This is a genomic window from Chryseobacterium angstadtii, from assembly GCF_001045465.1.
In the GTDB taxonomy this organism is placed as follows: Bacteria; Bacteroidota; Bacteroidia; order Flavobacteriales; family Weeksellaceae; genus Chryseobacterium; species Chryseobacterium angstadtii.
This window is the reverse complement of sequence record NZ_LFND01000006.1, coordinates 32,237-51,138: the sequence shown is the minus strand read 5'-3', so window position 1 is coordinate 51,138 and position 18,902 is coordinate 32,237. Positions and strand designations below refer to the sequence as shown.

Below are 18,902 nucleotides of genomic sequence, written 5' to 3'. Positions count from 1 at the left end.
GCGAGTGATGAAAGTAGTCTGACTGCTGATCAACATTTATTTTGTGCTAAATCAAACCTTTTAATCATTGATTAGAAGGTTTTTTTTATCTTTGATTATATCTAATATCCTGAGTATGAGAAAATTTTATCTTTTAATTCTTGGTTTTTTAATGTCTCAGCAGTTCTTTAGCCAGAAATATGAGCCCAATATTGAAATGAAAGGGCTTATTGCGAAAGAAATGCAGTCTTTTACAAAAAAGATGACCACTTACAACATTAATCCCAATACTTTAAACTACGACCTTCAGTATCAGAGAATGAATGTGACTCTGGATCCTGCCGTTTACAATATATCCGGTTCCGTTACGTCCCATTTCAAACCCAATCAGAATATGAGCAGCATCTATTTTGATCTTGCCGATGTCATGGTCGTTTCACAGGTACAGTATCATGGAAATAATCTGACATTCCAGCAGCTTCCCACAAAAGAGGTTAAAATAGATTTTCCGGCCTCTATTCCTGCCAATACGCTGGATTCACTTACCATTCATTATTCAGGAGCACCTCCTACAGGAAATGCTTTTACAACAACCACACAAAACGGGACGCCTATTTTATGTACTTTAAGCGAACCTTATGGCGCTCAGGACTGGTTTCCAACGAAGCAGAGCCTGAATGATAAAATTGAAAGGTTTGATTTTAAAATTACGACACCTTCACAATATAATGTGGCGGCGAACGGAAAGTTAATGTCGGAAACAACGCTTCCGGGAAATCAGAAACTGACATTCTGGAGAACAGCTTATCCTACTGCGGCCTATCTGATCGCATTGTCCATAACCAATTTCGTCAAACTGAACGATACGATTGGAAATCCGCCTTTTCCTTTTGTGAATTATGTTTATCCAACGACAAATGCAAACGCTACGAGCATGGCTAATATTGAATGGACCAAGCAGGTGATGAATACTTTTGAAACCTATTTCGGACCTTATCCTTTCCGGAATGAAAAATACGGACATATGGAATTTAAGTTCGGTGGGGGAATGGAGCACCAGACCATGTCGTCCATGGGAGGATGGAGCAAAACTCTTATTGCCCATGAACTGGCACATCAGTGGTTTGGAGATAAAGTAACCTGCGGCGCCTGGAATGATATCTGGCTGAATGAAGGTTTTGCTTCTTTCGCAGTATATCTGTCCAATGAAAAACTGCTCCTGACCAATGCCGAGTTTAAAAATTTCCTGTTAGGGGAAATCAATAATATCACTTCAGCTCCCGATGGTTCTACTTACGTTCCGGATTCACAGCTGTCCAATGTAAGCAGGATATTCAGTAACAGACTTACCTATGCAAAAGGAGCCTATATTTTAAGAATGATCAAATGGATTCTTGGTGATAATGCTTTTTACCAAGCTGTAAGAGACTATCACGGAAGACCGGAATTATCCTACAATTATGCAAAAACCGCAGATTTTAAGGCATCACTTCTTCAGTCTACCGGGAAAGATTTTACAGGCTTTTTTAATGACTGGCTGTACGGAGAAGGGTATCCCACCTATACCACCAAATGGAAACAGACCGGAAATCAGATCTTTTTTAAAGTTTCACAAACGCAGAGTAATGCTTCTGTCAGCTTTTTTGAAATGCCGCTTCCTATTAAAGTAAACGGAACAGGTGGAGAGGCGGCCTATTTTGTGCTGAATCATACGGCGAACAATCAGGGATTCCTGGAAACGGTTTCTTTCCCTGTAGCCAGTGTTGAATTTAATTACGAATACCAGATTCTGGAGAAAAACTCTACAGTAGTTCAGGATAATACATTAAGTGTATCTTCTGTGGAGAAAGATGAATTTGCCTTATACCCGAACCCTGCCAAAAATGAATTGCATATCAAAGGAATGAACAGATCTGCTGAATATTCTGTACATGCTATAGATGGTAAGTTGGTGAAAAAAGGAGTATATCAGCCAGGGAAAACGGTTGGGATTTCAGAACTGGTTCCCGGAACCTATATTTTCAGTATCAAAGAGCATACTTTAAAGTTTATAAAATATTAAAAATAATAAGCTTTAAATGTTTTATCTTTAATATGAAGTTAAAAATGGCATATAATTGCTAATGTGAATGGTGAATTATTTTTATTTTATATTTAAAAAATTATTTGTTTTTGATAATAATATGAAATAAATATTAAGAAAAAGTATAAATTATTTCTATTTTATGTTTAGAAATCGATTTTGCGTAAAATTGACCTTTTAATGATGCATTAGAAGGTTTTTATTTATATTTATGCTCATAATTTTATTAGATATGAAAATACTTTATCTTTTGATTCTGAGCTTCTTGCTTCCCCAGACATTACATGCTCAGGACGGGCATGATCACAATATTGAAAAGAAAGGACTGAGAGCAATGGAAATGAAATCCTTTGCTAAAAAAATGACCGCTTATAATGTGAACCCCAATACTTTGAATTACGATTTACAGTATCAGAGAATGGATGTTTCTCTGGATCCTGCAGTATATAATATTTCTGGGTCTGTGACTTCGCATTTTAAGCCTAATCAGAACATGAACAGTATCTATTTTGACCTTACGGATGAACTTACTGTTTCAACGGTAAAATACCACGGTAACAATATTACCTTTCAACAGCTCGCTACCAAAGAAATTAAAATAGATTTTCCGGCTTCTATTCCTGCCAATACGCTGGATTCCCTTACCATTAATTATTCAGGAGCTCCTTCTGATCAGTATGATGCTTTTTTTAATGGTACCCAGGGAACAACGGCTGTTCTTTCTACATTGAGTGAACCTTATGGGGCACAGGATTGGTTCCCGACAAAACAGAGTCTGAACGATAAAATTGAAAAATTTGACTTTAAAATTACCACACCTTCACAATATAATGTGGCAGCGAACGGAAAATTAATGTCTGAAACCACGCTTACGGGTGGAAAAAAACTGACATTCTGGAGAACAGCTTACCCTACGGCAGCCTATCTGATTGCCTTGTCCATTACTAATTTTACCAAAGTAAACAGTACCATTGGAAACCCGCCATTCCCTTTTGTGAATTATGTTTTTCCGTCTACCAATGCCAATGCAACAACGATGGCCAATATTGAATGGACGAAACAGATTATGACTACTTTTGAAACCTATTTCGGACCTTATCCTTTCCGTGATGAAAAATACGGGCATATGGAATTTAAGTGGGGAGGAGGTATGGAACATCAAACCATGTCTTCCATGGGCAGCTGGAGCAAAGGAATTATTGCCCACGAACTGGCGCACCAGTGGTTTGGTGATAAAGTAACCTGTGCCACCTGGAATGATATCTGGCTGAATGAAGGTTTTGCCACTTTCGGAGAACATCTGGCCAATGAAAAACTATTGATGACCAACGCCCAGTTTCTGAATTATCTGGCCAATGAGAAAAATACGATTACAAGTTCTACGGCAGGAAGTACCTATGTCTCGGATACTGAACTTTCCAGTGTAAACCGGATTTTCAGCAGCAGACTTTCTTATGCAAAAGGAGGTTATATTGTGAGGATGATCAAATGGATTTTAGGAGATACTGCATTTTATCAGGCCGTGAAAGATTACCATTCAAGACCAAACATTGCGTACGGCTATGCCAGCACTGCAGATTTTAAAGCTTCATTCCTACAGTCCAGCGGGAAAGATCTTACCGAGTTTTTCAATGATTGGCTGTATGGACAGGGATATCCTACTTACACCATCAAGTGGAAACAAACCGGAAATCAGATCTTTTTTAAAGCAGGACAGACTCAGAGTAATGCTTCTGTAAGCTTTTTTGAAATGCCGCTGCCTATTAAAGTAAACGGTACCGGAGGTGAAACGGCCTATTTTGTACTGAATCATACTACAAACAATCAAGGGTTTCTTGAAAGTATCAATTTTCCTGTAGCGAGTGTTCAGTTTAATTATGAGCACCAGATTCTGGATAAAAATTCTACGGTAACTCAGGATAATACTTTAAGCGTAGCTTCCGTAGAAAAAGACGAATTTGCACTGTATCCGAACCCGGCTAAAAACGAATTGTATTTAAAAGGAATTGACAGAGCCGTTGATTATTCCATTCATTCTATTGATGGAAAACTGATCAGAAAAGCCGTATACCAGCCTGGAAAAGCAGTTGAAATCTCAGAATTGGTTCCGGGAACTTATATCTTTACGGTTCAGGAGAAAAATATAAAGTTTGTTAAGCATTAATGGCAGAACTGAAAATAACTGTCAGGAAGTTTACAACTGAAAGAAAGAACCCTTGTCAAGGTTTTAAACCTTGACAAGGATTATATAGAATAAAAAATAAAACGGACTCATGGTCCGTTTTATTTTTTTTGAAACAGAAAGATATCATCAGATCATGAAGCTTCTCTGTTTTTTGATGGCTTTTGTAGCTCTTTTTCTGGCTGTTTTTACTTTGTATCTGAACCATTTCTCTTTGAATGCTCTGCGCATGATGTTATCAAAATTCCGCGTAACTACCATATTTTTAAAGCCCCGCCATTTTTCCAGAAGACTGAAAGGAAGTGCTCTTACGGAAACAGAATATCCTTCAGTTTCATACTGGATATAATGCCACCAACCGGAAGGAATATAAAGGGTTTCACCGGGTTTCAGCAGTGCTTCGTAACCATTAATGTAGAGTAGTGCAGGAAATTCACTGTAGTCCGGGTCTTTGATATTAGGCAGGCTGTGGAAATTATAAGGAAGTTTGTACATGAGATCCGATTGTTCCCAGGGGAAAAGCCAGATCCTTTTAATTCCCTGAAATTGGGTTATAAATACATGGGACATATCAATGTCGATATGATTTCTCGTGATAGAGCCTTCACCTCCGAAAAACATAAAAGGAAGCCACTTTAATACTTTCCCGTTGGTTACGTCATTGTAATGAAGATCATTTTTAAGCTCAGGCTTGATGGTAAGCAGATTAAAAAGAAAAAGCCGGTGTTCTGTAGGTTGGCTGCTGATGAGGTTGAGGTATTCTGAAAATGTAGTCTGTCCGATGGGGCTGCTGGCCACTCTGTCCAGTGATTCCAGTTCATTTCCGTAGATATTGACCTGATGATTGCCGGCTATTTCTTTAAAATATTCATAATTCCATTTTTTAAATGCAGGACTTTCCGGGTCTACAAAGTCTTCCATGATTAATGGTAATCGAGGTTTCATATAGGTACTGATAAAGCTTCGGGAACTTATTTTCTTTACTTTTTGAATGGGAGTCAATCTCATATTCCTGAATTTAAGGAACAAATATAACTATTATCCTACTAAATTAGTAGACTAGTAGTGTTAAAACTTAATTTAGCCTCTATTTTTAGAATAAAACTATTAAAAGCTGATATTTTACCGCCTTTTTATTAAATTAGCGCATCTAAAAAATTACTAAAAAATGATCTCTGAAAAATATCTTCAACATTTACAGAACGAACTGCAAAACATTGAAAATGATGGTCTTTACAAAAGAGAAAGAATCATCACTTCTCAGCAGAGTGCTGAAATAGAGGCTAACGGCAAGAAGCTTTTGAACTTCTGTGCGAATAATTATCTTGGTTTGTCCAACAATCCGGAGGTGATGAAGGCCTCTCAGGATATGATTGCTTCTCATGGCTACGGAATGTCATCGGTACGTTTTATCTGCGGAACACAGGATATTCACAAGGAACTGGAGAAGAAAATTGCAGATTTCTTAGGTCTTGAAGATACTATTTTATATGCAGCGTGTTTTGATGCTAACGGAGGTGTTTTTGAACCTTTGTTTACAGAAGAGGATGCTATTATTTCGGATGAACTGAATCATGCTTCCATTATTGACGGTGTACGTCTTTGTAAGTCAGCAAGATATCGTTATAAGAATAACAATATGGCGGATCTTGAAGCTCAGCTTATTGCTGCTTCCGAAAAGAATCACCGTTTCAAAATCATCGTTACAGACGGAGTTTTCTCTATGGATGGTATTGTTGCTGATCTGAAAGGAGTATGTGACCTTGCAGATAAATACGATGCTTTGGTGATGGTAGATGATTCCCACGCAACCGGTTTCATCGGTAAAACAGGCCGTGGAACTCATGAAGCGAATGAAGTGATGGGTAGAGTGGATATTATCACATCTACGTTAGGAAAAGCTTTAGGAGGTGCTTTAGGAGGATTTACTTCCGGTAAAAAGGAGATCATCGATATGTTGAGACAGCGTTCCCGTCCTTATTTATTCTCCAATTCATTGGCACCTGGTATTGTAGGAGCTGCTCTGAAAGTTTTGGATATGATTTCCAATGATACTTCACTTCGTGATCAGGTAATGGAAAACGCAGCTTATTTCAGAACAGAAATGGTTGCTAAAGGATTTGATATTCCTGAAGGAGATGCCGCCATTGTTCCGGTGATGTTGTATGATGCACCACTTGCTCAGAAAATGGCTGAAAAGCTTATGGATGAAGGAATTTACGTAATTGGATTCTTCTATCCGGTGGTACCGAAAGGAAAAGCAAGAATCAGAGTACAGCTTTCTGCTGCCCATACGAGAGCACACCTTGATAAAGCGATTGCTGCTTTTGAAAAAGTAGGAAAAGAGCTGGGTGTTATTTCTTAATTAAAATATTAATTATTTAAAACAGGTTTTATGAAAAAAATACTTCTGATCATCGGTTTTGTATGTTTTCAAAGTTTCTCTGCACAGAGCATTATGGATTTCGATCTTAAAAATGTAGAATTACAGGGCATGAAACCTGCCACTATAGATAAAGAAATGAAAAATATCGGGATTACAAAGATCCCTTTTATGACGGATAATCCCGATATTATTTCAAAAATGGAAGGGCCGAAAACAGGAGCCACCATCAAAAATTTCTACATCTTTGCGTATAATAATTCGAGAAAAGACGATGGTGGAGTAGTGATCTATGAGTTTAAAACAAAAAATGATCTGGATACGTTTCTTGCCAAAAGGTTTGAACAATCCAACAGCAGAATCTTAGTAAAAGGTCAGTTTTGCATTAATATCTGGAGCGATTACAGCCTGCATGTAAAAGGGAAGGAAACCAGTGAAGATCATCTGAACAAACTGGAGAAATACTACGTGAATCTTGGGGCCAAAAGAGTAAAACTGCAGGAAATGCAACCTGTTGATGCTACCGATCAATAATTTTTATATCTACTGATGCTTTATACCATACTCAAAGCACTGCATATCATTTTTATGGTAAGCTATTTTGCGGGAATTTTTTATCTCGTAAGAATTTTCGTTTACTATAAAGATACGGACGAATTTGCTGAAGAAAAAAAGAAAATCCTCAGAGAACAGTACACTTTCATGGCCAGAAGGCTCTGGAATATCATTACGGTTCCGGCAGGTGTTATTATGGCCGTATGCGGAATTGTCATGATTTTTCTGAATACCGGGCTGATGAAAATGCCCTGGTTCCATCTGAAACTGACTTTTCTGATCGGTCTTGCGGTTTATCATTACTGGTGCTGGAAAAAAGTCCTGAAACTGAAGGAATTGAACGGAGAAACGATCGAAACACCCAATATCAAACTGAGACAGGCCAACGAGATCGCTACCTTCATTTTGTTCCTGGTGGTGTTTACCGTAATCCTTAAATCTTCTGTAATTGAATACTGGTGGCAATTAATTGCAGGATTTTTCGTTCTTGTATTTCTGATTATGATGACGGTGAAACTCGTTAATAAAAATAAAAAAAACAAATAATTGTTGAAAGTAAAGTATGCACTTTACTTTTTACATTTTACAAAAAAACTATGATTGCAATTTTAAAGAAGGAACTTTGGAGTTACTTTGGAAACTGGAGTGCGTGGGTGATCATCGGGGCATTCAGTCTGATAACGGCTCTTTTCCTGTTTTTTTTCGAAAATGATTCTAATATTTTCGATATCGGAATGGCCTCTCTACAGAGTTATTTCGTACTGGTTCCGTGGCTGTTGATGTTTATTATTCCCGCTCTATCCATGAAAACGTTTGCGGAAGAGCAGCAGACAGGAACGCTGAACTGGTTATTTTCCCAGCCTTTAAAAGTTTCGGACCTGGTAACCGGGAAATTTCTTTCTGTATGGATTGTCGGGGTTTTATGCCTTATTCCATCGCTGATTTATCTTTATACCGTCTACGTTCTGGGGGTTCCTGAGGGGAATATTGACCTGGGAATGACGTTCGGAAGCTATATCGGGCTTATTGTTTTAATTGCAGCCTTTTCAGGAGTGGGCATTCTGGCTTCTTCGTTGTCACAGAACCAGATTATGGCCTATCTTTTAGGGGTTTTCATGTGTTTTATTATGTACTTCGGAATAGAGCAGCTGGCGAGCTACAAGCTTTTGGGCAGTGCTGATTTTATTCTTCAGAATTTAGGCTTTTATCAGCATTTTCTGGGCTTTACAAGAGGTCTTATCGATCTTAAAGATGTGGCTTATTTTATTCTGATCATCGGTGCTGCATTATTATTGTCCAACCATTTTATCTCTAAAAAGAAGTAGCATTATGAAGAAGTACGATTTTAAATCTCCATTGGGAATTTTCTTAATTGCAGTAGTTCCTCTGTTTATTCTGCTTACCTATTCCGGGATCAGATTAGATTTAACCAAAGAAAAAAGATATACGCTTTCTGATAATACAGTGAAAGTGCTTGAATCGGTGAAAAAACCGCTTACCGTAGAAGTTTATCTTGAAGGTGACTTTCCGGCAAGTTTTAAACAGCTTCAGAATGAAACCCGGTTTATGCTGGAAGAGTTCAGAAAGATCAATCCTAAGATTGATTTCAAATTCATAGATCCGATTAAAACAAAAATGACTCAGGACACCCTGATGGCCATGGGCATGCAGCCTTCCGTACTTCCGGATATCAAAGACGGAAAAATTTCACAGATTACACTTTTCCCTTATGCGGTGCTAAAATACGACAAAAGGGGTGTTTCTATTCCATTGGTGGTGCAGCAGGCAGGTATTGACGCAGATCAGCAGCTTACGAGATCAATAGAAGGTCTTGAATATAATCTGGTTTCCAATATCAAGAACATTGCCGCGGACAAGAGAAAGAAAGTCGGAATCCTGGTGAATCAGGATGAGCTTGGTCCTGAAGAGTTCCATGGTTTTATGCAATTGGCGATGGAAAATTATGATGCAGGTCCTATAGTCCCAAAAAATCAGACAGAACTTACCCTTGAAGATCTTCCGTTACTGAAGCAAATGAGTGCTTTGGTGATTGCAAAACCGAGAAAAGCATTTACAGATAACGAAAAAGTGATTCTTGACCAGTTTATTATGAATGGCGGAAAAACACTTTGGATGATTGATGGGGTGAATGCTGAAATGGATACGCTGACAAGGTCTCAAAAAGTAATGCCTTTCCCTATAGATATCAATATGACGGATTTCTTTTTCAATTACGGGATCAGAATCAATCCGGCCCTGGTGAAAGATGTTAAGAAGTTTGCATTGCTGAAACTGGTAACCGGAGAAGTAGGAGGGAACCCGCAATATACAAGCCTTCCGTGGCCATATTTTCCGCTGGGAATTGCTGAAAATGACAATCCGATTACGAAAAATATCAACCCTGTAAAATTCGAATTCCCGACTTCTATTGATACGTTGGGAGGAAGAAAAAATATTAAAACCAAAGTTCTTTTTGAATCCAGCGAGAGAACGCTTCTGAAGCAGGTTCCGAATTATGTGGATCTTAAAGAAATTGCGAGTGTGGACAGTCTTGGACAGATGGAAAAGCCAAGTACTCCAAAGATCTTTGCGGTAGCTTTGGAAGGAAAATTTAATTCTGCTTATGCATCGAGAATTGAAAGAAAAGGATATCCGGGTTTCAAAAGCCAGAGTCCTGAGAATAAAATGATTGTGATTGCTGACGGAGATGTCGGAAGAAATAAAATGCATAAAGGCGAGCCTCTTCCGATGGGAATTGACCGTCTGACGAATCAGGAGTTCGGAAATGAACAGTTTCTGAGAAATGCTTTGGATTATCTTCTGGATGACAGCAATCTGATGGCGCTGCGAAACAGAAATATCGAAGAAAGACTTCTGGACCGAAACCGGATCACGGAAGAGAAAGCGAACTGGCAATGGCTGAATCTGCTGCTTCCTTTAGTGGTAATCGGGCTTCTGGGAGGATTGTTCTTCTGGATGAGAAAGAAAAAATTTGGATAGAATATAATTAACCACTACGAAAAGTAGTGGTTTTTTATTGTTTGTACACATGAGCAGAACACTGGCACCAGCATTGGATTCCCTACTACCTAACACCTGCTACCTCTATTACGTATTTGAATATTTAAACGGAAGGTTGACGATATCAACTACTTTTTCCCCTCTGTTATTTTTTCCGGCTTCCCATTTTACGTTATAAGTGGCTTTTTCAGCTGCTTTTTTTACTTCAGTGTTAAAAATTTCATTATCGCCGTAAGTGGATACATTGACGACATTTCCTTCCGGATTCACTTTTAATATGATTTTGGTTTTCAATTCTTTACCGAGAGGTTTAAGAGCATCTTTATTTAAATTCTTTTTTACACTATCAACGAAGGCCTTGTTTTCGTTAGGATATTGGGCGGGAAAAGCCACCATTGGAGGCGGCGGAACAGACATATCCTGCGGCTGCCGGGATTCAAATTTATCTTTTACTTTTTCTTCTTTTTTTACTTTTTGGGCCCATCCCAATCCGAAGGTCAGTATAAAGATGAATAAGAGTATTTTTTTCATAATAATTGTGATTAAAAAATTGAGATCAAAGAATGAATAGCTTTTTGCAAAACTATTCATTCTCATTGTTTAATTACGCTACCGCACGAATCCTTTCGTGTGGTTGAAGAACTATAAATCATACATTCTAAAGACAACAATTTCATCTAAAAGTCCCTTTTCATCGGAGTAGTCAACTGCGCTGCTATACTTATAATCTTCTGCTCTAAAAACTAAGCCCTCTTCAACCGGGTTTTGATGGATGTAATTAATTTTTTGACTTATGACCTTGTTGCTCCATAGCTCAATAGGTTTATTATCGTGTCTCCAGAACTGATACTTATTAACATTTGAGCTTTTTGCCCCTTCTTTCAAGAAGAAATCTAATAAAAATTCTTTCCTGCTTTCTTTGGGATTCTCTTGAATAGCTTTTAGAATTGCATTACTTGTAAATCTTTTTAAATCTCCAATTAATAATTCTGGTTTTTGTTGGTTTATACTTCTAAAAACCAAATGCACGTGACTGGACATAATGCACCAAGCGTGAATCTCTAGACCTTTTGCTTTTTGGCAAAATCTTAAACTTTCTAACATAAGCTTTTTATACTCGTTTCGGATAAATACATCTAACCAGCCTACCACAGCAAAGCTTACAAAATATAATCCTTCCGGATTATGGAATTTATAATTTCTACTCATCAAAATATGTTTTACGTAAAGATATGCAATGAAGTAGTTTATTGGAAATGATTATTAATAAAAATGCCACACGAAAGGATTCGTGCGGCAGCGTGGGGGGTTATCTTAAATATGTGAACATATAAGGCGATCAATATTGCTAATATATTCGGTAATTATATTAATATTTAGAAGCAAATCGTCATTTGAAACATCTGATGCATCATCGTTGTGATGAATTACTTTATTTCTTTTAACAACAATGGCATTTATTCTTTCTTTTTGTGATTCAAATATTAGATCACAATCTAAATTTATTCCTAATTTTTTAAATAAATCTTTAGTTCTAAAAGGATTGCCAGAAATAAAATCATCAAGTTCTTTTTTCTTAATTGGAATTTTGAAATCTTCAAATTTTGAGTCTGAATTTTTAAATTCTTTTTCAATATTTAAACTCCATCTTACAAGATTGTGTGGTAATTTACTTAGATTTAACTTATTATTTGTTTCATCAATAATAACCATCAAAGCATCCTTTAGGTAAGATTCAAGATATGCACACATTATAACAAGAAATGATTTTGTAAAGAAATTAGTGTTGTTTTGAAAGAAATCATCTGGTTCTTCTGAAACAATCCTAGAGTTAGCTATTTCTATGATTTCTTTTAATTTTTCGAGTTGGGCAATATATACACCCTTGTATTGTGTATTATCCATTTATTTCAGCCAATTTTTCTAACCATATTTCTCTTCTTTTTAATATAGAGCTTTTCTTTTGGAGACCTCCTGAGAGTGTTCTAGTGAATCTTTCATCTATACATAATTCTTTAAATTTATTGATTATTAAATGCTTATTCTGAATTATGTATTCATCTGTTAATGATTTAAAACTCCACATTAAAAGATCATAGTGAACTAGACTTTGCTTAGGTTTATCTTTTGTTAAATCTACAAATGGATTATCAAATACTTCAGTGCATCTATTTAGAGTAGAATTGAATTCAGATCTTAGTTCTTCAATTTTTTCTTCAGAAATTTTTTGATTATCAATCATAAATTTATCTAAGTATTTTGATAATACATCCTCATAATCAGCCATATCAGTACGCATTGCAAAAAAACGTAATATCATTTCTTCAGCTTCTCTTCCATCTTTTTCTTTAGTCCCTGATTGTCCCCTACCAAAAGATTCAATAAGTGGAATTGAACTTAGCTCAATCAATAAATTATCTAGAGACCCAGGAAAAATTGCATGTCTTATTTCTTGTGCTGTAAGTTGCACAGCTCCTTGATTTAACCTTGCAAATATTTCTTGAACTAGTTCTTTAGGATTTTCTTTTCTTAGGATAATACATCTAATTGTTGTACTTTCTAATTCATTTTTAAAATCACCAAGCTCATCAAAATTTTTACCTTCAAGGTCTTTGAATACCGTAAGACCTTCTAATTTGAATTCATTATTAAAAAACCTTTTAATTGTAGTGATTCTCTGGACACCGTCAATTACCTCGTGATTTCCATTTTCATTTTCTGCAAAATAACAAGCTGGTAAAGGAATTCGCATAAGGCATGACTCAATAAATTTAGATGCTCTTTCAGAGCCATCTTTATCCCATTTGTATTTTCTCTGGAAATCTGGATTAAGAATAAGTTTAGGAGGATTTGCAATTGCTCTTTGAACTAATGTTTCAAACGGATAATCGATTGGATAAAGATTTAGTACTTTGCTATCAGTCATATTTATGTATTATTAGTTTTTCAAATATAATTAAATGTTTATAAATATCACCAATAAAAGAAAAATGAGATATTAGAATATATTGTGTTTTTTTAGTAAAAAAGAGTGAATTAAAACCTGCGATTATTTCTTATTCTTCTTGAATTCCTCCTTCAGCTTCTTCAATACCTGTAGTTATTTTTGATATATTTGTCATTTGATAAAAAGTCTGATAGACCAATCTGTTATTTTTTTAATTAAATACTTCCTGAATTCCCTTGCTGCCGCACGAATCCTTTCGTGTGGTTTAAAAAACTATAAATCATAGATTCTAAAGACTAAATGTCTATGATACAACAGATACAGCCAGCATGAATTTCTATTCATCAAAATATGTTTCTTGTAAAGATATACAATGAGGTAGTTCATTGTAAATAATTATTAATAAAAATGCCACACGAAAGGATTCGTGCAGCAGCGAGTGTTATCTTTATTTAGGTATTCTTATCATACTTCAATTTACCTTCATTATCTACAAAATTTAAAAACTTTTCTAAAATAGCTCCTTTTATTTTGAAATTATCTTTGGCTTCTTTTAAAGTCATATGATTTACATGGCTATATTTAGATTCATCTGTAGTTCCATCATCTTCCCAAAAGCACACTTTACAAATTTCATAATTCCCTTTTTCTACAATTGTCTTGTAATCACAGCAAGAGCAAGGATTTAGTTCTTGAGCTTTACCAGAAACGCTTATGGGCAGTTGATATAAAGTTTTAAGTTGATCTTCAATATACGAGATTCTAATTCCAGCATATGTATGTTTTAAATTGTCAAAAATTTCTTCTTCTTTAGGCTTCTCAATTTCAGATAATTCTACTTTTTCCTTATCTGTCATTTTTGAGTATTTGTCTAGTGCTAAAATATTTATAGCCGTATTTAAATCTAAATTTATCATGCTTTATTTTTTTATTAATTCAACACTATTTACAAATAATACAAAGCTTATTGAAATGTAAAGAAATAAATAAATGTATCCTAAAAAGGATGTATGAAAAATATAACTCTCATATTTTCTTTTCCTAATGTAATTGTTGATTATCCAGAATAATCCTATACAAAATAATGCAACGGGAATAATATAGTTTGTAGTAGGATAGTAATTCTTCATAAGAATATAATTTATCGCCGTTAAAATATTCATCCATATCATTATTGTGAAAAACACTGAAGTTGTAAATATTGAGACATCATTATTTCCAACTTTTTTCTGAAATTCAATAAAGTGAAAAATAATATAATTTAAGAATCTTATCATTTTAATGATCAATATATGTTTTACGTAAAGATATACAATGAGGTAGTTTATTGGAAATGATTATTAATAAAAATGCCACACAAGAGGATTCGTGTGGCAGTGTTGGTATTATTAGTTTCTAAAATCTTTCATCACTAACTGTTATAAATTACCCCAAATTACTTAGAGGAATTGTATAGCAAATTATTAAAAAGAGATTGATTAATAGTAAAGTTAAAACTATTATTATATTAATTTTCTTTACAGATGTAATAAAGAGGAATACAAATATCTGATAAACATATATCACAACCCTGTCAAAACTTACTCCAAAAAAATGATTAAAATTCATCTCAATCAAATTTGTTGATTCTTTGTAAAATATTCTAATAAAAAATATAAGAATAGTTAACACTAATACAGTTACTTTAAGTTTCATATTTTAATTTATTCAAAAGTTCTTCCTCCTAAATATCGATGTGTACTTATATCATAAAAACTATATCTTGACCAGATATGATTTTGAGGACCTAAAATCATATCCACATTTACGGCTATTCCTTTCATATTGACTGGGAATTTAGCATGCATGTCATCGTAATTACTTCGAACATCTTGATACATTTCTAAAAAGTTTTTAGCATTAGCACTCTCAAGCATAATTGTCGTTGATCCTAACACAAATATAAGTGTTGAAGGATTCAGAGATTTAGCTCCTTCCTTAATAAAATCATAAACACCTTTTGATCCACTTATTCCTGGCGTCCAGTCCATTGCACTGTCTACTTTATCTGTAAGCTCTCCTATTTGCTTAATTATCTGTTTAAATTCTAAATTCATATTTACATTATCTAGTTGATATTGTATTTTTCTTGTTTCAATACCCCAGATATTAAAACTGCTTTCATTTTTTAAATATTTCCTTTTTGGTGTTGGGTCAAGAGTTCCAAACTTAGAAAAATTAATGTTTCCGAAATAAAGAAATGCCATAATATCTCTAAATTCCTGCGTATCACCTACTAGGGCACTTCCACCTCCACCATTATCACTTGGCGCCATGAAATACTGAAATTCTCCCCATCCGTTATTTTGTGCAATAAAACTCCTAAGAGCTCCTGGATCTTTAGGCCCTGGTCCTGCAAAAAAGTTCCAGAGCGAATTAGGATACATAAAAGATTTTGCCTCATCATCTGGTGCCTGTGGCTTTCTTCCATCCGGATCAATAAAACTTATCGGGTTATTATAAGCATAATTATAGGGAGAATGCCTTGTCATCTGCTCCGCTAAAGGATCTATAACGCCCCATCTTCCCAGATCGGACATATAGAATCTTGCTCCAAAATCATACATCCCTGTTTCCTGAAGCTCTTTGCCATTGTATTTATAGCTCTGCCAGCTTCCAAATCCTGAACTGTTAACCCCGTTTCCTCCGGTATGGTTTAATCCGAAAGGGTAGTAATTGTTGACATCTAAAATTTCAGGAGCACCTGCGCTGTTTCTGGCGAAACTTACCCTTGTATTTCCTAAATGGTCTTTATACTGGTAAATATAATAGTTCTATTTTGTTTAAAATAAAAACCACTGCAAAAACAGTGGCTTATTTTATTTGGACAAACGAAAATAAAATTTATTTGATGCTTTTAGTTGTAATTTCTTCGACTATCCATTTATTTGGAGTGTATTCACTTTTAATTGGATAAAAACATAATGCTGTTGTAGAATCTTTATACCACAAAACTACAAAAGCTAAGTGTTTATTAATAATTGCTTTTTTAACATAGAAATCATAATCGTCTTGCTTTTCAATGTTTATATTAATATTAAGGTTATTATTGTTGAAAGTTGTAAATTCATTGATTATGTTGTGATCTGGATCTATAATCTGTATTGTGTTATTTCGTGCATACTTTTTTAAAGCCCTATAAACGTTTTGATTCATGAAAAATTCTTTAGTAAAATTTTTAAATGTATCTGAAGTAGAAGTATTTTGTGAACTACATGACATCATTAGATTTATAGATATTAATAAATAACAGAGTATTTTTTTCATAATTATCATTTATAAATATTATTTAATAATTGAAAGTTCTTTTGTACATAAGCTTTTAGGTATTTTGTCATATTATAAAATTATTTACTCTTGAATATTGACATTGCTATAAATTTTAATATCTATTTTTAGAAATAATATTCATAATAACCCATTTATTATTTCTCTTTTCTACATAATAGATAACCCCCTTATCCCCATCAGAAGTAGCTAAAACTATTGAAGCCAAACTTTTATTTAAATTAAAGCTATAAATTTTAAAATAATTATCATTAAGAGGCTTTGTTGTTTCAATTTTTATTCTATTTGAATTTATTTCAAAAGAAATTGGTGTATTTATCAATTCTTTTTTACTATCATAAATAATGATGTCTTTTGGAGAATAGTAGTCTTTCAAGCTATTATAGACTGATTCATTACCAAAAAATTGTGTTATGAATTGTTCTTTTCTTCTATTTTTTTCAAGTGAAGCACATGACGTTAAAGAAAATAATATGAAGAGTGTGACTATTGAAAAAATGATTGTTCTTTTCATAACTATTTGAATATTGATTTTAATAAAATAAAATTGCTCTGTACATAATTCTTTATATATACTGATATTCCTGAAGAATATGATCCCATTCTACCACCGAAAGCTCTATTTTCAAAAAAGTTTTCTACATCACCATAAGTAGAGCTTAGACCTGTATCATTATATTTAACAGTTCTCTTAATGTGATCTCCCCAATGTGAAGATTCATGAGCAACTACAGCAGACATATATATTAAATTGGTTAAACCTATATCTGCCATATACATCCTGGCGCCGTAATCGCTCCAGCCTGTTTCTTTTTGCAGTTCTTTTCCGTTGTATCCGTAATTGTACGCAGGATTTCCGGTGAGTGCATTATAGCCTTCATGTTTTAAACCAAATGGGTAATAATTGTTTTCTTCAAGAACTTCTGTGCTGTTTAATTGGCCATCAAATAAATAAGAGCAGATTATTCTGCCCTTACTTTTAAATTTTAATATTTTATTTTCAACAAGTTGATGACAAAAGTAATAGGACACTAACTTGAGAGCACTATTAAGAATACTGTTCTACTTAATATTATTGTACAAAGAACCTTGTCCATTAATATCAAAATAATATTCATATTGGTCCGCATTATCAGGTTGACAAATAAAGTACTTGAAACTATATTTCTTTTGAAATTCTTCTGCCCAATCCCTTAAATAATCAATACTTATTTTAAAATTTGATTCGTTTAAATCTTTTAAATCAAAGAAAAATAACATTTCTATTTCGTCATTATTTCGTCCAAGATTAATGAATACTCTTGGAACGATTTTTTCTTTTATTTCCAGATGATCCGTATTGATAACTAAGTCAAAATAAGTATTCGAATTAATTATTTTAATTACTTCATCAAAACCATTTACTGAATTAATTTCTGGATCATTGAAACGTACTTCTTTTGCATTTAGCAGTAGTTTTTTTAAGAGATTAAAATTTGACACAGAAAATAATCCTTTAAATATTATTTCTATAAACATGTAAACTACTTATTACTCATATATTAATTTAACTTTTAAATTCGTACCTCCATTTCTCAACTTCATAATTATAACGATTTTCTCTATATTCTTCATAAGATATTTCATTTATATCAAAATCTTGATAGAAGAAAGTGTAGTTAATAAAAGTAGATAAGTCATTGTCGAATTTCATAATAAATTCAAACGGATCAACCCATTGAGCTGTTGTACCTTCTTTTCCCCAAATCATAACCCCTTTAATAAATATTTTATTACTATTTAATAATTTAATATCTGTAATAAGACTATCATCTATCCAAATTTTATCTATAAAATTTTCTTTTTTAACGAGTACATTAAGGAGGCCTGCCAACAAAAAAGAAGTATCTCCTAATATTTCATTATAATATATCAAGGAGTTGTTTTTCTGAATATTGTTCAAATTTTGAGCTAAATCCTGTAATAACATTTGTGCTATTTCACTTGCTGATTTCATATTATTTATTTAGATATTTTTCTATGTAATGAATTAGATTTTGTTCTGCTCATTGTCTTTCACCATGACCAACATCTCTACCAAGTTTAGAAGTAGTCTTTATCCTTTGTTGAACACTTATTTTAAGCTCTTGAAGCAATATTTTAAGTTCATCTTTTGAAAAATTAACTAAATCTATGGATCTTGGTAAAACACCGTGCACTTTTCTAGTGGCATCTATTGATGGTAATTCTTTTAGAAGTCCAGGTCCTCTGAAAACACTACCTGAACCAAATGGAACATCTCCCATAAGAGGAGCCATCCCTGTTATTTTCCCGTCAGAATCAACCCAATATTCACGGCCATCAGAATCTGTCCAAGTCCTCATCCCTCCAAGTTTTTCCCAAAAAGTGTCTTGTGGTTCCAACACTTGTTTTCCAAAGTCTCCAA

General features: G+C 34.1%; 20 protein-coding genes. 7 read left to right on the top strand and 13 right to left on the bottom strand.

Features of this window, described 5'->3' with window-relative positions; all coding sequences use genetic code 11:
- Window positions 1-115: 115 nt before the first annotated feature.
- Both ACM46_RS17005 and ACM46_RS17000 read left to right on the top strand, forming a co-directional pair.
- The gene (locus tag ACM46_RS17005) at window positions 116-2,041 is read left to right on the top strand and encodes a M1 family metallopeptidase (RefSeq protein ID WP_048507895.1); all 1,926 of its coding nucleotides are present in this window, start codon (window positions 116-118) and stop codon (window positions 2,039-2,041) included.
- Between the two features lie 253 nt (window positions 2,042-2,294).
- Window positions 2,295-4,226: a M1 family metallopeptidase gene (locus ACM46_RS17000; protein ID WP_048507894.1), complete on the top strand. Its 1,932-nt coding sequence runs from the start codon at window positions 2,295-2,297 to the stop codon at window positions 4,224-4,226.
- Window positions 4,227-4,373: 147 nt separating this feature from the next.
- Here ACM46_RS17000 and ACM46_RS16995 read toward each other — a convergent pair whose 3' ends face one another.
- Window positions 4,374-5,252: a cupin-like domain-containing protein gene (locus ACM46_RS16995; RefSeq protein ID WP_048507893.1), complete on the bottom strand. Its 879-nt coding sequence runs from the start codon at window positions 5,250-5,252 to the stop codon at window positions 4,374-4,376.
- 160 nt (window positions 5,253-5,412) lie between these two features.
- On the opposite strand from ACM46_RS16995, the gene kbl reads away from it, so the two are divergent.
- From kbl to gldG, 5 genes are read left to right on the top strand one after another with little or no spacing between them, the layout of a single operon-like run.
- Window positions 5,413-6,609, top strand: coding sequence for a glycine C-acetyltransferase (gene kbl, locus ACM46_RS16990; RefSeq protein WP_048507892.1), 1,197 nt, complete (start codon window positions 5,413-5,415; stop codon window positions 6,607-6,609).
- 30 nt (window positions 6,610-6,639) lie between these two features.
- Window positions 6,640-7,161: a hypothetical protein gene (locus ACM46_RS16985; protein ID WP_048507891.1), complete on the top strand. Its 522-nt coding sequence runs from the start codon at window positions 6,640-6,642 to the stop codon at window positions 7,159-7,161.
- 15 nt (window positions 7,162-7,176) lie between these two features.
- Window positions 7,177-7,728 (top strand): CopD family protein, encoded by a 552-nt coding sequence (locus ACM46_RS16980; RefSeq protein WP_048507890.1) that lies wholly within the window; start codon window positions 7,177-7,179, stop codon window positions 7,726-7,728.
- Between the two features lie 50 nt (window positions 7,729-7,778).
- Complete coding sequence (locus ACM46_RS16975; RefSeq protein ID WP_048507889.1) at window positions 7,779-8,507, top strand: ABC transporter permease; 729 nt, start codon at window positions 7,779-7,781, stop codon at window positions 8,505-8,507.
- A 4-nt stretch (window positions 8,508-8,511) separates the two neighbouring features.
- Window positions 8,512-10,182, top strand: coding sequence for a gliding motility-associated ABC transporter substrate-binding protein GldG (gene gldG, locus ACM46_RS16970; protein ID WP_048507888.1), 1,671 nt, complete (start codon window positions 8,512-8,514; stop codon window positions 10,180-10,182).
- Window positions 10,183-10,290: 108 nt separating this feature from the next.
- Here gldG and ACM46_RS16965 read toward each other — a convergent pair whose 3' ends face one another.
- The 12 genes from ACM46_RS16965 to ACM46_RS16900 all read right to left on the bottom strand — a co-directional run bounded on the left by ACM46_RS16965 (window position 10,291) and on the right by ACM46_RS16900 (window position 18,879).
- Entirely contained in the window at window positions 10,291-10,734 is a 444-nt protein-coding gene (locus ACM46_RS16965) for a hypothetical protein (RefSeq protein WP_048508256.1), read from the bottom strand.
- A 111-nt stretch (window positions 10,735-10,845) separates the two neighbouring features.
- The gene (locus tag ACM46_RS16960) at window positions 10,846-11,412 is read right to left on the bottom strand and encodes an REP-associated tyrosine transposase (RefSeq protein ID WP_048507887.1); all 567 of its coding nucleotides are present in this window, start codon (window positions 11,410-11,412) and stop codon (window positions 10,846-10,848) included.
- A 105-nt stretch (window positions 11,413-11,517) separates the two neighbouring features.
- Window positions 11,518-12,108 (bottom strand): HEPN domain-containing protein, encoded by a 591-nt coding sequence (locus ACM46_RS16955; protein WP_048507886.1) that lies wholly within the window; start codon window positions 12,106-12,108, stop codon window positions 11,518-11,520.
- On the bottom strand, window positions 12,101-13,129 hold the full coding sequence (locus ACM46_RS16950; RefSeq protein ID WP_048507885.1) for a DUF262 domain-containing protein: 1,029 nt from the start codon (window positions 13,127-13,129) through the stop codon (window positions 12,101-12,103). Before ACM46_RS16950 ends, ACM46_RS16955 begins: the two co-directional genes overlap by 8 nt.
- A 473-nt stretch (window positions 13,130-13,602) precedes the next feature.
- On the bottom strand, window positions 13,603-14,067 hold the full coding sequence (locus tag ACM46_RS22850; protein ID WP_053082721.1) for a CPCC family cysteine-rich protein: 465 nt from the start codon (window positions 14,065-14,067) through the stop codon (window positions 13,603-13,605).
- 786 nt (window positions 14,068-14,853) lie between these two features.
- On the bottom strand, window positions 14,854-15,882 hold the full coding sequence (locus ACM46_RS23830) for an RHS repeat domain-containing protein (protein WP_338152002.1): 1,029 nt from the start codon (window positions 15,880-15,882) through the stop codon (window positions 14,854-14,856).
- 151 nt (window positions 15,883-16,033) lie between these two features.
- On the bottom strand, window positions 16,034-16,456 hold the full coding sequence (locus tag ACM46_RS16925; RefSeq protein WP_131707618.1) for a hypothetical protein: 423 nt from the start codon (window positions 16,454-16,456) through the stop codon (window positions 16,034-16,036).
- 115 nt (window positions 16,457-16,571) lie between these two features.
- The gene (locus ACM46_RS16920) at window positions 16,572-16,991 is read right to left on the bottom strand and encodes a hypothetical protein (protein ID WP_048507880.1); all 420 of its coding nucleotides are present in this window, start codon (window positions 16,989-16,991) and stop codon (window positions 16,572-16,574) included.
- 2 nt (window positions 16,992-16,993) lie between these two features.
- On the bottom strand, window positions 16,994-17,509 hold the full coding sequence (locus ACM46_RS16915) for a hypothetical protein (protein ID WP_048507879.1): 516 nt from the start codon (window positions 17,507-17,509) through the stop codon (window positions 16,994-16,996).
- Between the two features lie 30 nt (window positions 17,510-17,539).
- Window positions 17,540-17,995: a hypothetical protein gene (locus ACM46_RS16910; RefSeq protein ID WP_048507878.1), complete on the bottom strand. Its 456-nt coding sequence runs from the start codon at window positions 17,993-17,995 to the stop codon at window positions 17,540-17,542.
- Window positions 17,996-18,023: 28 nt separating this feature from the next.
- Complete coding sequence (locus ACM46_RS16905; protein WP_048507877.1) at window positions 18,024-18,473, bottom strand: hypothetical protein; 450 nt, start codon at window positions 18,471-18,473, stop codon at window positions 18,024-18,026.
- Between the two features lie 49 nt (window positions 18,474-18,522).
- Window positions 18,523-18,879: a hypothetical protein gene (locus ACM46_RS16900; RefSeq protein WP_048507876.1), complete on the bottom strand. Its 357-nt coding sequence runs from the start codon at window positions 18,877-18,879 to the stop codon at window positions 18,523-18,525.
- Window positions 18,880-18,902: the final 23 nt, after the last annotated feature.